Genomic DNA, 13,028 nt, shown 5'->3' on the forward strand with positions numbered 1-13,028 from the left:
TCCCGGCGAAGGCCGGGATCCAGCTTCCACCGTCCGCACGCGCTGACGCAAAGCGGGATCCCGGCCTTCGCCGGGATGACGGTCAGGAGGGTAAGGGCTGCACCAGAACAAGTCAAGAACGCGCCAGCACGTCGGCCAGCCGCTGCGAGCCGCGGTAATGGGCATGGCAGATGGCCACCGCAAGTGCGTCGGTCGAATCCGCGGTGCGCATCCGGGCCTTGGGCAGCAGCAGCTTCACCATGTGCTTCACCTGGTCCTTCTCGGCATGGCCTGCCCCCACCACCGCCTTCTTCACCGTGTTGGGCGCATATTCGGCTACGGGAAGCTTCAGCATGGCCGGCGCCAGCATGAGCACGCCACGCGCCTGACCCAGCTTCAGCGTCGCCCGGGCGTCGGTATTGACGAATGTCTCTTCCACCGCCGCCTCGTCCGGATCGAATTCCCTGAGAATGTCTGCCAGCTGGGAATGCAGCTGGAGGAGACGCTCCGCCAGCGACGCATCGCCGTCCGAATGGATGGCGCCATCGGCGATATAGGTGAGCCGGGAGCCCTCCTGGGAGATGACGCCCCAGCCGGTATTGCGCAGGCCGGGGTCGATGCCGATGATTCTGACCATGGCAGGAGACTAGCACGAAGGCGTCCTCTCCTGCGAAGCGGGAGAGGAAGGGGTCCCAACGACGTTGGGGGAAGTGAGGGGAAGCCGGCTTCGCAGCTTCAGTCCTGGCTTCCCCTCATCTCCCCGTTGCTTTCGCAACGGGTCCCTTCTTCTCCCGTCGAAGTGACGGGAGAAGACACGATCTCACTCGCCGCCGAGTTTCGCCATTACCTCGTCGGGAATGTCGGCGTTGGAAAAGACGACCTGCACGTCGTCATCCTCGTCCAGCGCATCGACCAGCTTCATCAGGCTTTCGGCCTTTTCCTGGTCGACGGGCGCCATGGTCTGCGGCTTCCACACGATCTTGACGGAGGTGGCCTCGCCGAACTTGGCCGCAAGCGCCGAGGAAACCTCGCCGATCGACTCGAAGGCGCAGGTGATGGTGTGGCCCTGCTCGTCCGAGACCACGTCATCGGCACCCGCGTCGATCGCCGCTTCCAGCATCGCGTCGCCGCTGGCCTTGGCGGCCGGGTAGACGACCTCGCCGACGCGCGCGAACATGAAGGACACGGAGCCCGTTTCACCCATGTTGCCACCATATTTCGCAAACAGCGAACGGACGTTGGAGGCAGTGCGGTTGCGGTTGTCGGTCAGCGCCTCGACGATCACGGCAACGCCGCCCGGGCCATAGCCCTCGTAGCGCACGTTGTCGTAGTTCTCGGCGTCCCCGCCCACGGCCTTCTTGATGGCGCGCTCGATATTGTCCTTGGGCATGCTTTCGGCCCGGGCGTTCTGGATCGCCAGGCGCAGGCGGGCATTGGCGTCGGGGTCAGGCAGGCCCGCCTTGGCGGCCACCGTGATTTCACGCGACAGCTTGGAAAAGGCCTTGGCGCGCACCGCGTCCTGCTTGCCCTTGCGGTGCATGATGTTCTTGAATTGTGAATGGCCGGCCATGGAACCCTCGGTGCGGAACAGGATTGTGTTTCGGGCCGCCTTATAGACAAGCCACCCCTGTGGAAACAAGGCCGCTTAACCTTCTCTTAAATCCACCCCGGCCAAGCTCGGCCCGTCAGTTGTGTGGAGTTCGTGCGAATGAAGGCAGGACGCGGAATGCTGAGTGAACTTTGCTTTGCGGCGGAAGGCCTGTCGGGAACGGCGGCCGCCTCCTCGCTCCGGAAGCTCGGCTCGATCATGGAAACGGCACCCTCGGGCCGGCTCTTCGGCTCGATCTCGACCCTGTCCGACATGTCCGCCAAGGCCGCCCGGGCACTCGAGGAAGGCGCCCTCAGCATCGGCCGGAACGACGAAACCGCAGCGGCCCGCATCGGCGAGGCGCTCCTCCACATGGACGGGCTGGCCGAAATGTCCGAGGACGGCCACATCCCCGTGCCGGAACAGCGCCGCGCGGCGCGGTAGAGGGCCCGCACCACCAAAGAGTTCATCATGCCCGGGCCTGTCCCGGGCATGCTTTTTGCGGCCAGCAAAAAGATCGCCGGTTCAAGCCCGGCGATGACGACGTGTGACGGTCACGAAACGTGGTGAATGAAGTCTGAACTCAGCTCGGCGCCACACCGCGGAGCCGTTCGGACCGGCGCCGCAGCATTTCGAGCGTGATCAGCATCGCCGTCGAGATCAGCACCAGCACGGTGGCCGCCGCGGTGATCGTCGGCGAGATCATCTCGCGGATGCCGGAGAACATCTGCAGCGGCAGCGTGCGGTCCTCCGGGCTTGCCAGGAACAGCACCACGATCACCTCGTCGAAGGAGGTGACGAAGGCGAAGAGCGCACCCGAGATCATGCCCGGCAGGATGAGCGGCATGACCACGCGGAAGAACACCGTGTGGGGAGCCGCCCCGCAGGACGCCCCGGCCCGCATCAGCGTCTTGTCGAAGCTCGACAGTGTCGCCGTCACGGTGATCACCACGAAGGGCGTGGCCAGTGCCGTATGCGCCAGGATGATGCCGAGCCTGGTGCCGACGAGGTCCATCGCCGCATAGAACTTGAACATGCCGACGGCCGAGATGATGACCGGCACGATCATCGGCGAGATGAGGATCGCCATGATCGTCGCCTTGGCCGGGAAATTGGCGCGCGACAGGCCAAGCGCCGCCAGCGTGCCCAGCGCGGTTGCGAGGATCGTCGTCGCGATGGCGACGAGGAAGCTCATCTTCACCGCGCCCGACCAGCGCGGATTGAAGAAGAAGTCCTCATACCACTTCAGCGAAAAGCCCGGCATCGGATAGGTGAAGAAGCTCTCCGAGTTGAAGGAGAGCGGCATCACCGCGAGGATGGGCGAGATCAGGAACAGCAGCACCAGCGCCACGAAGACGCGCACCGCATAATACATGACGGTTTCGCCGCGGGTGTAATAGGCAGGAACGGCCATGGTTCAACCCAGCTTCATGCGGTCGATGCCGACCAGCTTGTTGTAGACGTAGTAGAGGATCAGCGTGGCGGTGAGCAGGATGACGCCCAGTGCGGAGGCCTTGCCCCAGTTGTTCTCTGAATTGATCGCGCGCTCGATGAAGCCGGAGATCATCTGGTCCGTCGGGCCGCCGACGATGGCCGGCGTGATGTAATAGCCGAGGCACAGGATGAAGGTGAGCAGGCAGCCTGCCGCCACGCCCGGCAGCGTCTGCGGCACATAGACCCGCAGGAAGGAATAGAACGGCGTGCCGCCCAGCGACTTCGCCGCGCGCATGTAGTTGGGCGAGATGGTCTTCATCACCGAGTAGATCGGCAGCAGCGTGAAGGGCAGCTGGATGTGGGTCATCGCCACCACGGTGGCAAAGCGCGTCTTGAACAGTTCCGGCTCGCCGTTGAGAAGGCCGACGAGATTGAGGAACCAGGTGATGCCGGTGAAATGCATGAGCCCGGCGAAGACGCCGCCATCGGTCATCAGCACCATCCAGGCCGTGGTGCGCACCAGGAGCGATGTCCAGAACGGCAGCAGCACGAAGATCATCATGATCGAGGCGGTCTTCTGCGGCGAGGTGGCCAGCAGGTAGGCCACTGGATAGCCCAGCACCAGGGTCAGCAGCGTGACGAGCAGCGAGATGCCCAGCGTGCGCACCAGGATGCTCTTGTAGATCGCGCGATCCTCCGGCACGGCCTCGATCGAGCCGTCGGGGTTCTGCCGCAGGTCCAGCATGGAGAGCACGTAGAAGGGCGTATAGTCCGAGGACGAGCGCTTGATGGTGGCCCAGGTGTCGGGCTGGCCCCACACCTTGTCGATGGCGATCACCTGGTCCTTGTAGGGGCCGGCCTCGATCGCGCCCACCTTGCGGCCCGTGGCCACCACCTTGGAGCGGATGCCGGAGATCTCGTAGTTCAGGCGCTTGCCGATCAGCGCCGTCTGCTTGTTCTTCTGGGCTTCCTTCATGTCGGCCACGAAGGCGGCGAACACCTCTTCCGAGGGCACGTCCTTGCCGTCCCACGCCTTCAGCGCCACCACCGTCTGCGGCATGTTCTCCGCCACGTCCGGGTCATAGACGGCGTTGTAGAGCATGATGATGATGGGCACGACGAAGGAGAAGATGATGAAGGCGAAAAGCGGCAGCACCAGCCCCATGGCCTTCAGCCGCTCGCGGCGCTCGGCGCGGCGCAGCGCCACCTTCAGCGGCGTGCCGTCCGCGGCGCGCATCACGCCATCATCGGGAAGTGCCTGTGCCATCGCCATGTCGTCTTGCCTTCGATTCGTCGAAAAAAGAACCGGGGAGGAGGAAGCCCCCTCCCCGGCATGGTCAGTGCTTACTGGGCGAGCCAGGCGTTGAAGCGCTCGCGCAGCTCGTCGCCCTTGTCACCCCAGAACTGCGGGTCCGGATAGAACACGGTCTTGAGGTTGTCCGGAGCCGACGGCAGGTCGGGCAGGATGGCCGGGTCGATCAGCGGCGCGGCATCCTTGTTGGCCGGGCCGTAGGAGATGTACTTGGTCTGGTCGGCCATCAGCTGCGGCTGCGACGCGAAGGTGATGAAGCGGTAAGCGCCATCGAGCTTCGGCGTGCCCTTCGGGATCGCCCACCAGTCCCAGTCCGGAGCCTGGCGGTCCCAGATGATCTTGAAGGGCTTCTTGTCGGTCTTGATGGCGTTGTAGAAGCGGCCGTTCCACGAGGTGGCGAAGACCACCTGGCCGTCGGCGAGCAGCTGCGGGCCCTGGGCGCCCGATTCCCACCAGACGACGTCCTTCTTGATGGTGTCGAGCTTCTTGAAGGCGCGTTCCACGCCCTCGTCGGTGCCCAGCACCTTGTAGACGTCTTCCGGCGCCACGCCGTCAGCCATCAGAGCCCATTCGAGGTTCACGAAGGGGCTCTTCTGCAGCGCACGCTTGCCGGGGAACTTGGTGGTGTCGAACAGCGCCTCGAAGAGGTTGGCCGGATCCTTGGTCTTGGTCGTGTCATAGGCGGCGACCGTCGAGTACAGGATGTTCGGCACGGCGCAGTCCGTCACGTCACCGCCGATGAACTTCGACTTGTCGAGGCCGAGCTTGCCCCAGTCGATGGTCTCGAAGGTGCCTTCGGCGCAACCGGCCAGCGCCGTCTGCGTGTCGACGTCGACGACGTCCCAGGTCACGGCCTTGGCTTCGACCATGGCGCGGATCTTGGCGATTTCGCCGTTGTATTCGGCTTCCGTCACCTTGTTGCCGGCGGCGATGAAGGGCTCGAAGAAGGCCTTGCGCTGGCTTTCCTGGTAGGCGCCGCCCCAGGAGGTGATGGTGAGGTCGTCGGCGGCATAGGCCTGGGCGGCGCAGAGCGCCGAGCCGGCCATCAGGGCCGCGCCGAACAGAGTAGCAAATTTCTTCATACGACAGCTTCCTCCAGTGTGCCGGTCAGCCCGGCGTTTTGAGATCGAGGGAGGATGCAGGCTCTTCGGCGCGCAAAAGCGTGGCGCGTGTCACAGCGACGGTTTCCTCCCCATTTTACGCTTTTTCTCGGTGAGGTGACGCTGCTCGCAACCCTGTGCGGAACGCCGGCCGGCCCGTTTTTTTATAAGCGCTGCAAAAGATACTAACGGCTTTTCGCCGCGCGTCACTAGAGTTTTTCTACTACCAACGGGGAAATTGCGTCATCCCTCAACCGTCCCATGCGGAAACCAGCGACGGGGACAACCGGCCGCCGAGGCGGATCGGCGCGATCAGGGTGGCGAGGCCGGTGCGGTCGTCGGTCTCGACGGCGACGCCCGCCACGGTTGCAGGACCTTCGGCAGGCCGCATCCGCTCCACCGGCAGCTTGCGCAGAAAGCGCTGCAATGGTTCGGCCTTCTCCATGCCGATCACCGAATCATAGTCGCCGCACATTCCGGCATCGCTCTGGTAGGCGGTGCCGCCCGGCAGGATCTGGTGGTCGGCGGTGGGCACATGGGTGTGGGTGCCGACGACGAGGCTGGCCCTGCCATCGCAGAAATGGCCGAAGGCCATCTTCTCCGAGGTCGCCTCGGCATGGAAGTCGATCAGCACCGCATCACAGGCCATTCCCAGCGGGCAGGCCTCGAGTTCGCGGTCGACGGCGGGGAACGGGTCGTCCAGCATCGGCTCGATCATCACCCGGCCCATCGCCTGCATCACCAGCACGCGCTTGCCCGTCGCCGTGTCGATCAGCGCCGCGCCTCGCCCCGGGCAGCCCTTCGGCCAGTTCACCGGCCGCAGCAGGTTCGGGTAGCGCTCGATGAAGATCAGCGCCTCGCGCTGGTCGAAGGAATGGTTGCCGAGCGTCACCGCATCCGCCCCCGCGGCGAGAAAGCCCAGGAAGATGTCCTCGGTGATGCCGAAGCCATGCGCCGCGTTCTCGCCATTCACCACCACGAGGTCGGGGCGGTAGCGCTCCCTCAGCAGCGGCAGTTCGCGGGCAATCGCATCGCGGCCCGACCGGCCGACCACGTCACCGAGGAAGATCAGGCGCATCGGAACGTCTCCTGCTCGGTCATCACGTAGTCGAGGGGCGCATCGTGCAGGCCGGTCGGCACCTCGTCCACCATCTGCGCGTGATAGGCAACGCCGATCGCCACCACGCGCTTCACCGCGCGCAGCTTCTCCAGCGTGCGGTCATAGAAGCCGCCGCCATAGCCCAGCCGGTAGCCCTTGCGGTCGAAGGCCAGCATGGGGACCAGCAGCAGGTCGGGCACGGCTTCGGCAGCAGACTCCAGCGGCACCGGAATGTCGAAGGCCCCCGCCACCAGCGGCTCGCCCGGCACCCAGTCGCGGAACAGCAGGGGCTCATCCATGCCGATCACGATGGGCAGGGAGGTCCGCCAGCCATCGCGGCCAAGCCGCTCCAGCATCGGGATCGTCGTGATCTCGCTCTTGTAGGGAATGAAGCCGGAGACCGTGCCGGCGCTGATGCCGATATCCGGCGGAAGGCCGCGTTCGGCCATCTTCACGCCCGCCACGTCCTTCAGCAGCGCATGCGCCTCGGCCCGGCGCTTCGATGCGGCGGCGCGCGCCTGGCGCTTCACGTCGGCAATGTCCATCAAGTCCCCAGCCCGTCAGAAAGAAAGATCGAGTGGCGAGCCACCATGGGCCGTGAGTGACTAACGATCCCGGGTCCCTACAAGTGTAGGTGGGCGCCGTTTGGGCAAGGCCACGGCCAAGCCCAGGGACAGCTCCCATTCGGAAACGCATAGGCCCCAGGGAAAAAATGTCATCTCACGCACCGGGCAGCCCGCCGGCGACCTATTTAGGTGCGATGGCTGTGGATGTCCATGGAAGAACCCCGGGCAGGCGTTTGCCAGCGCGGCTTTCCGCACGATAGAAGGGAGGCCGCTCGATACAGGACACCCAGCCCGCGCCATGTCGGCACCTGTTCTCTTCGTCATCTTCAACCGCCCGCACACCACGACACGCGTGTTCGAAGCCATTCGCGCGGCGCGGCCCCGCCGCCTCTATGTCGCGGCGGACGGGCCGCGCAGGCACGCCGCCGGCGAGGGCGAGCGCTGCGATGAGGCGCGCCGCATCGCCACCGCGGTCGACTGGCCCTGCGAACTGAAGACGCTCTTCCGTGACGAGAACCTCGGCTGCCGGCAGGCCATCACCGAGGCGATCGACTGGTTCTTCGGGCAGGAGGAAGAAGGCATCATCCTCGAGGACGATACCGTTCCGCACGCCGATTTCTTCCGGTACTGCGAGGTCCTGCTCGCCCATCACCGGCATGACGACAAGGTCATGGCCATCTGTGGCGGAAGCTATTTCCGGAACAGGACGCGCGGCACCGGGGCCTATGCCTTCTGCCACACATTCGATCCGTGGGGCTGGGCAACATGGGCCTCGTCCTGGCGCAAGCGCCAGCTCAGCTTCGAAGGCCTGGACGACGGCGTGCTCGAAGATCTGGCCGAACGTCTGGGCCCACCTGTGCTTGACGTGGCGGCCTACTGGAACCGCTGCTTCGGCGAGGCGCGCGATGGTTCCGTCGACTCGTGGTGTTACTATTGGATATGGTCCATCTTCCGGCACCGTGGCCTCGTCGCCTATCCGCTGCGCAACCTCGTCTCCAATATCGGTTTCGGGCCTGACGGGACGCATACCCAGGTCGACTATGGCGGCGTGCTGCCATGGATCGCCGACCTCCCCACCCATCCCCTGCCGCCCGACATCGCGCGGCGAACCGAACTCATCGCCGATGGCGATCTGGAGCGCAGGCTCTACAGGAACCGCTTCTCGGTCCATCCCACGACCTTCGCGTCATGCCTGATCCGGTCCTGCACACGGGCCATCAGGCGCGTCACGCCGCCTGCCTTGCTTCCCCATGTCGCGCAGCTGCTGGGCCGCAAGACCCTGAAGCGGGCAGCGCACCCGCCGGCATCTTCCGGCCGCTAGTTACCGATGATCATCCGCGCTGTCCTGGCAGCGCGGCGGATGATGCTCACTTCCCCAGGTGTTGCGCCAGCACCTCGAGGCGTTCGGACGCGACCATCAGCCGCTCGCCCAGCGAGGCCTGCACTTCGAGGGCCTCGAGCTGTGCCGCATTCTTCGCCTCGCGCAACCCGTTCACCTGCTCCTCGAGGGCCTGGATCTTGGTGATCGCTTCCGACAGCCGGTCCGCCACCATCAGCCCGGCCATCACCAGCATGCGGATGTCGCCGACGTTGCCGACACTCGTCTTCACCCGCTGCACTTCGCTGTCGAGGAGTTCGGCGAGGTCCCTTAGGTGAGCTTCCTCACCCTCGGGGCACTGCATGGTGTAGGGACGGCCATTCACCTGGACGATCACATGCGCCATTCCATCACTCCGGCGTGTTTGAGTGCAGAACTGCACGGATGCGCGACATCGCCGCATCGATCTTGCCGGCGGCGGTCTTCGAGGTGTCGGCCAGTTCGCCGGCCTTGCTGCGCACGAGGTCCAGTTCATGCGCAAGCCGGGCCCGCTCGCGCTTCAGGGATTCGGCCTCATGCTCCAGCGCGATGATGCGCTGGTGCCCGTCGGTCGACATGCCCACCGCCTGCTCGACCCGGCGCAGCGCCGCCTCGAACCGCAGGAATGCCTCATCCAGTTTCTGAATGTCTGCCATCAAAGCCTCTGGTAAGATTGCAGAATTTCCCGCTAGCTACCGTAGTGCACCATAAGCTGATTGGGCGACTCACGCAACGGGTCCGAAATGCCGGGTGAGAAGCTTCGCACACGCTATGGTTTGAATTGACTCATCAGGCCAAGGCGCTATCACGGCGGCCAGTTTTCAGCGCTGCAAGGGACCCGCCCAGGCCATGACCCATTATTCCGCCGAACAGACCCGCCACATGGCCAATGCCATCCGTGCCCTCTCGATGGACGCGGTGCAAAAGGCCAATTCCGGCCACCCCGGCCTGCCCATGGGTGCCGCGGACGTTGCAACCGTTCTGTTCACCCAGTTCCTGAAGTTCGACGCCTCGGACCCGCACTGGGCCGACCGTGACCGCTTCATCCTCTCCGCCGGCCATGGCTCGATGCTGCTCTATTCCCTCCTCCACCTGACCGGCTATGCCGACATGACGCTGGAGCAGATCCGGAACTTCCGCCAGATGGGCGCCAAGACCGCGGGCCACCCGGAATATGGCCACGCCACCGGCATCGAGACGACGACGGGCCCGCTCGGCCAGGGCATCGCCAATGCCGTGGGCTTCGCCATCGCCGAGCGCCACCTCAACGCCGAATTCGGCGACGGCCTCGTCAACCACAAGACCTATGTGCTGGCCGGCGACGGCTGCCTGATGGAAGGCATCAGCCAGGAGGCGATCTCGCTCGCAGGGCACCTGAAGCTCAGGAACCTCATCGTGCTGTGGGACGACAACGGCATCTCGATCGACGGCAAGATCTCGCTCTCGGACTCGACCAACCAGACCGCTCGCTTCGCCGCGAGCGGCTGGGCGGTGTCGGCCTGTGACGGCCACAACCCCGGCGAGATCGCGGCCTGCCTCGCCGCCGCCCAGCATGCCGACCGCCCGGTGCTCATCGCCTGCAAGACGACGATCGGCTACGGCGCCCCTACCAAGGCCGGCACCTCGGGCTCGCATGGCTCGCCCTTGGGCCCGGATGAAATCGCCGGCGCGCGCAAGGCGCTGGGCTGGGACTACGAGCCCTTCGTCATCCCCAACGACGTGATGGATGCGTGGCGCAAGGCCGGCTCCCGCGGTGCGGCCGACCGCGCCGCCTGGGCCGCGCGGCTTGCGGCGTCGCCCAAAAAGGAAGAGTTCACCCGCCGCATGTCCGGCAAGCTCCCCGCCAATTTCGATGCGGTGATCGCCGGCTACAAGCAGGACCTCGCCAAGAACCCGCCGGCACTCGCCACCCGCAACGCCTCGCAGAACGCCCTCGACGTCATCAACGCCGCGGTGCCGGAGACCATTGGCGGCTCGGCTGACCTCACGGGCTCCAACAACACCAAGTCGAAGGAACTGAAGCCGCTCGACGCCCACAACTACGCCGGCCGCTATGTCTATTACGGCATCCGCGAGCACGGCATGGCGGCGGCCATGAACGGCATGGCGCTGCATGGCGGCGTCATTCCCTATGGCGGCACCTTCCTGGTCTTCACCGATTACTGCCGCCCTTCGATCCGCCTCTCGGCGCTGATGGGCATCCGCGTCATCTACGTGATGACGCATGACTCGATCGGGCTTGGCGAGGATGGCCCCACCCACCAGCCGGTGGAGCATGTGGCGGCCCTCCGCGTCATCCCCAACCTCGCCGTCTATCGCCCCTGTGACGCGGTGGAGACCGCCGAGTGCTGGCAGCTGGCGCTGCAGGATGCGACGCGTCCGTCCGTGCTGGCCCTTACCCGCCAGAAGCTGAAGCCCGCCCGCCTCGCCTATTCGGCCGAGAACCTCTGCGCCCGCGGCGCCTATGAGATCGCGCCCGCCGACAAGAAGGCCGAGGTGGTGATCTTCGCCTCGGGCTCCGAGGTCGAGATCGCCATTGCCGCCAAGGCCAGGCTCGATGCCGCGGGCAAGCCCACCCGCGTCGTCTCCGTGCCGTCGATGGAAAACTTCGCCGCGCAGGACAAGGCCTACCAGGCCAAGGTCCTGGGCACCGAAAGGCACCGCATCGCCATCGAGGCCGGTGTGCGCACCGGCTGGGACCGCTTCATCGGCACCGACGGCACCTTCATCGGCATGACCGGCTTCGGGGCTTCCGCGCCGGCCGAACAGCTTTATGAACATTTCGGCATCACCGCCGAGGCGGCGGTGAAGGCCGCAGGTTAAAGGGAGGGAACGATGCCCGGCTTCCGCACGCTCGACGACGTCAATGTTTCCGGCAAGCGCGTTCTCTGCCGGGTCGATCTCAATGTCCCCATCGCCGACGGCAAGGTGACGGACGCCACGCGCATCGAGCGCGTGGTGCCCACGCTGCGCGAGATCATGAACAAGGGCGGCGCCCTCATCGTGCTCGCCCATTTCGACCGGCCCAAGGGCAAGGTCGTGCCTGAAATGTCGCTCCGCCCCGTCGCGGCGGAACTCGAGAAGCATCTGGGCACGCCAGTGAAGTTCGTCTTCACCGATTGGCAGTCCGCACCCAGCGTCGACGTCAAGCCCGGCGAATGCGTGCTGATGGAGAACACCCGCTACCATGGCGGCGAAGAGAAGAACGACGAGGGATTCTCGAAGCTGCTCGCCTCGCTGGGCGACATCTACGTGAACGACGCCTTCTCGGCCGCCCACCGTGCGCACTCCTCCACCGAGGGCATCGCGCATTTCATTCCGGCCTATGCCGGCCGCGCCATGGAGGCCGAACTCAAGGCGCTGCAGCTGGCGCTCGAGACGCCGAAGCGCCCGGTCATCGCCATCGTCGGCGGCGCGAAAGTGTCCACCAAGCTCGACCTGCTCGGCAACCTGGTGAAGAAGGTCGATGCGCTGGTCATCGGCGGCGCCATGGCCAACACCTTCCTGCTGGCCTATGGCCACTCCATCGGCAAGTCGCTCGCCGAGAAGGACCTCGTGGACACCGCGCGCCACATCCTGCAGGCGGCCGAAAACGCCAAATGCGCCATCATGCTTCCCGTCGACGGCATCGTGGCGAAGGAATTCAAGGCCGGTGCCGCCTCGCATGACTATGGCGTCGACGCCATTCCGGCAGATGGCATGATCCTCGACGTCGGCCCCATGTCGGTCGACCGCATCAATGCCGCCATCGATGACGCGCACACCCTGGTCTGGAACGGTCCGCTCGGCGCCTTCGAGGTGGCGCCCTTCGACCAGGCCACCGTCGCCGCGGCACGGCATGCGGCCAAACGCACCAAGGCCGGCAAGCTCGTTTCGGTCGCGGGCGGCGGCGACACCGTGGCGGCGCTGAACCATGCGGGCGTGGCGCAGGACTTCACCTACATCTCCACCGCCGGCGGCGCCTTCCTCGAATGGCTCGAGGGCAAGCCGCTGCCCGGTGTCAAGGCGCTCGAAACCAAGTGACCGCGCCACGCCTCTTCCTCGTCGCCCCCGAAGGTGTGGCGGCAGCGCAACTCGTCAGCTGCATCAAGGCCGCTTGCGAGGCGGGCGACGTGGCGAGCCTGCTCGTGCCCTCCGCCGTGGCAAAGGACGTCACGGCTGCGGCCCAGGAGCTTGGCGTCGCCGTGATGGTCTCCGGCGAAGCGCGGGACGCGGCACGTGCCGGTGCCGACGGCATCCAGGTCGAAGCCAACACCGATGACGTGGCCGCCGCGCGCGGCTCCATCGGCAAGGACCGCTTCGTCGGCGCCTATGCCGGCGGCTCGCGCCACTTCGCCATGGAAGCTGCCGAGGCCGGCGCCGACTACATCGCCTTCGACCAGAAGGCCGCCAGCGTCGGCGGCGAGCCGATTATCCGCTGGTGGTCGGACATGATGGAAATCCCCTGCGTCGCCTTCACGCCCGTCGAGCCTGCCGACCTCGACATATTGCTGCCGCAGAAGCCGGACTTCATCCGCCCGTCCGATGCGATGTGGCAGGCCCCCGACCTGGCCCGCCTCGTCGTCTCGGCGCTGATGCAACGCCTCGGATGAC

The 13,028-nt window shown here is 65.7% G+C and carries 14 protein-coding genes and 1 other RNA gene; 5 read left to right on the forward strand and 10 right to left on the reverse strand.

Translation table 11 applies throughout. The features are described from left to right. Positions 1 to 112 precede the first annotated feature (112 nt). Together ruvC and DK847_RS01715 are read right to left on the reverse strand one after the other, a co-directional pair. A complete protein-coding gene (gene ruvC / locus DK847_RS01710; RefSeq protein ID WP_111195878.1) occupies positions 113 to 616 on the reverse strand; it encodes a crossover junction endodeoxyribonuclease RuvC in 504 nt (167 codons plus the stop codon). Between the two features lie 183 nt (positions 617 to 799). Further along, complete coding sequence (locus tag DK847_RS01715; RefSeq protein ID WP_111195879.1) at positions 800 to 1,549, reverse strand: YebC/PmpR family DNA-binding transcriptional regulator; 750 nt, start codon at positions 1,547 to 1,549, stop codon at positions 800 to 802. A gap of 156 nt (positions 1,550 to 1,705) precedes the next feature. Here DK847_RS01715 and DK847_RS01720 point away from each other — a divergent pair, with 156 nt between their 5' ends. After that, positions 1,706 to 2,011 carry a hypothetical protein gene (locus DK847_RS01720; RefSeq protein WP_111195880.1) on the forward strand — a complete coding sequence of 102 codons (306 nt, stop codon included), beginning with the start codon at positions 1,706 to 1,708 and terminating at the stop codon, positions 2,009 to 2,011. A gap of 139 nt (positions 2,012 to 2,150) precedes the next feature. Here the strand turns inward: DK847_RS01720 and DK847_RS01725 are convergent, their stop codons facing one another. From DK847_RS01725 to ssrS, 6 genes are all read right to left on the reverse strand, one after another. Then, positions 2,151 to 2,981, reverse strand: coding sequence for an ABC transporter permease (locus DK847_RS01725; RefSeq protein WP_111195881.1), 831 nt, complete (start codon positions 2,979 to 2,981; stop codon positions 2,151 to 2,153). 3 nt (positions 2,982 to 2,984) lie between these two features. Further along, complete coding sequence (locus DK847_RS01730; RefSeq protein WP_111195882.1) at positions 2,985 to 4,274, reverse strand: ABC transporter permease; 1,290 nt, start codon at positions 4,272 to 4,274, stop codon at positions 2,985 to 2,987. Positions 4,275 to 4,345: 71 nt separating this feature from the next. Further along, positions 4,346 to 5,395 (reverse strand): ABC transporter substrate-binding protein, encoded by a 1,050-nt coding sequence (locus DK847_RS01735; protein WP_111195883.1) that lies wholly within the window; start codon positions 5,393 to 5,395, stop codon positions 4,346 to 4,348. Positions 5,396 to 5,663: 268 nt separating this feature from the next. Next, positions 5,664 to 6,491 carry a TIGR00282 family metallophosphoesterase gene (locus tag DK847_RS01740; RefSeq protein ID WP_111195884.1) on the reverse strand — a complete coding sequence of 276 codons (828 nt, stop codon included), beginning with the start codon at positions 6,489 to 6,491 and terminating at the stop codon, positions 5,664 to 5,666. Beyond that, positions 6,482 to 7,057: a 5-formyltetrahydrofolate cyclo-ligase gene (locus DK847_RS01745; protein WP_111195885.1), complete on the reverse strand. Its 576-nt coding sequence runs from the start codon at positions 7,055 to 7,057 to the stop codon at positions 6,482 to 6,484. Before DK847_RS01745 ends, DK847_RS01740 begins: the two co-directional genes overlap by 10 nt. A gap of 33 nt (positions 7,058 to 7,090) precedes the next feature. Next, a non-coding RNA gene (gene ssrS / locus DK847_RS01750) (6S RNA) lies at positions 7,091 to 7,253 on the reverse strand. 123 nt (positions 7,254 to 7,376) lie between these two features. Between ssrS and DK847_RS01755 the strand changes: the two genes are divergently transcribed. Beyond that, positions 7,377 to 8,399 carry a glycosyltransferase family 2 protein gene (locus DK847_RS01755; RefSeq protein WP_111195886.1) on the forward strand — a complete coding sequence of 341 codons (1,023 nt, stop codon included), beginning with the start codon at positions 7,377 to 7,379 and terminating at the stop codon, positions 8,397 to 8,399. Positions 8,400 to 8,445: 46 nt separating this feature from the next. Here DK847_RS01755 and DK847_RS01760 read toward each other — a convergent pair whose 3' ends face one another. Beyond that, positions 8,446 to 8,802 (reverse strand): cell division protein ZapA, encoded by a 357-nt coding sequence (locus DK847_RS01760; RefSeq protein WP_161957099.1) that lies wholly within the window; start codon positions 8,800 to 8,802, stop codon positions 8,446 to 8,448. A 4-nt stretch (positions 8,803 to 8,806) separates the two neighbouring features. Further along, positions 8,807 to 9,091, reverse strand: a complete 285-nt coding sequence (locus tag DK847_RS01765; protein WP_111195888.1) for a DUF4164 family protein — start codon at positions 9,089 to 9,091, stop codon at positions 8,807 to 8,809. A gap of 193 nt (positions 9,092 to 9,284) precedes the next feature. On the opposite strand from DK847_RS01765, the gene tkt reads away from it, so the two are divergent. From tkt to DK847_RS01780, 3 genes are read left to right on the forward strand one after another with little or no spacing between them, the layout of a single operon-like run. Next, positions 9,285 to 11,258 (forward strand): transketolase, encoded by a 1,974-nt coding sequence (gene tkt, locus DK847_RS01770; protein WP_111195889.1) that lies wholly within the window; start codon positions 9,285 to 9,287, stop codon positions 11,256 to 11,258. A 12-nt stretch (positions 11,259 to 11,270) separates the two neighbouring features. Next, positions 11,271 to 12,458, forward strand: a complete 1,188-nt coding sequence (locus DK847_RS01775) for a phosphoglycerate kinase (RefSeq protein ID WP_111195890.1) — start codon at positions 11,271 to 11,273, stop codon at positions 12,456 to 12,458. Further along, positions 12,455 to 13,027, forward strand: a complete 573-nt coding sequence (locus DK847_RS01780; RefSeq protein ID WP_161957100.1) for a thiamine phosphate synthase — start codon at positions 12,455 to 12,457, stop codon at positions 13,025 to 13,027. The genes DK847_RS01775 and DK847_RS01780 overlap by 4 nt, the downstream gene beginning before the upstream one ends. Position 13,028 lies beyond the last annotated feature (1 nt).

This window comes from Aestuariivirga litoralis, assembly GCF_003234965.1.
GTDB lineage: Bacteria > Pseudomonadota > Alphaproteobacteria > Rhizobiales > Aestuariivirgaceae > Aestuariivirga > Aestuariivirga litoralis.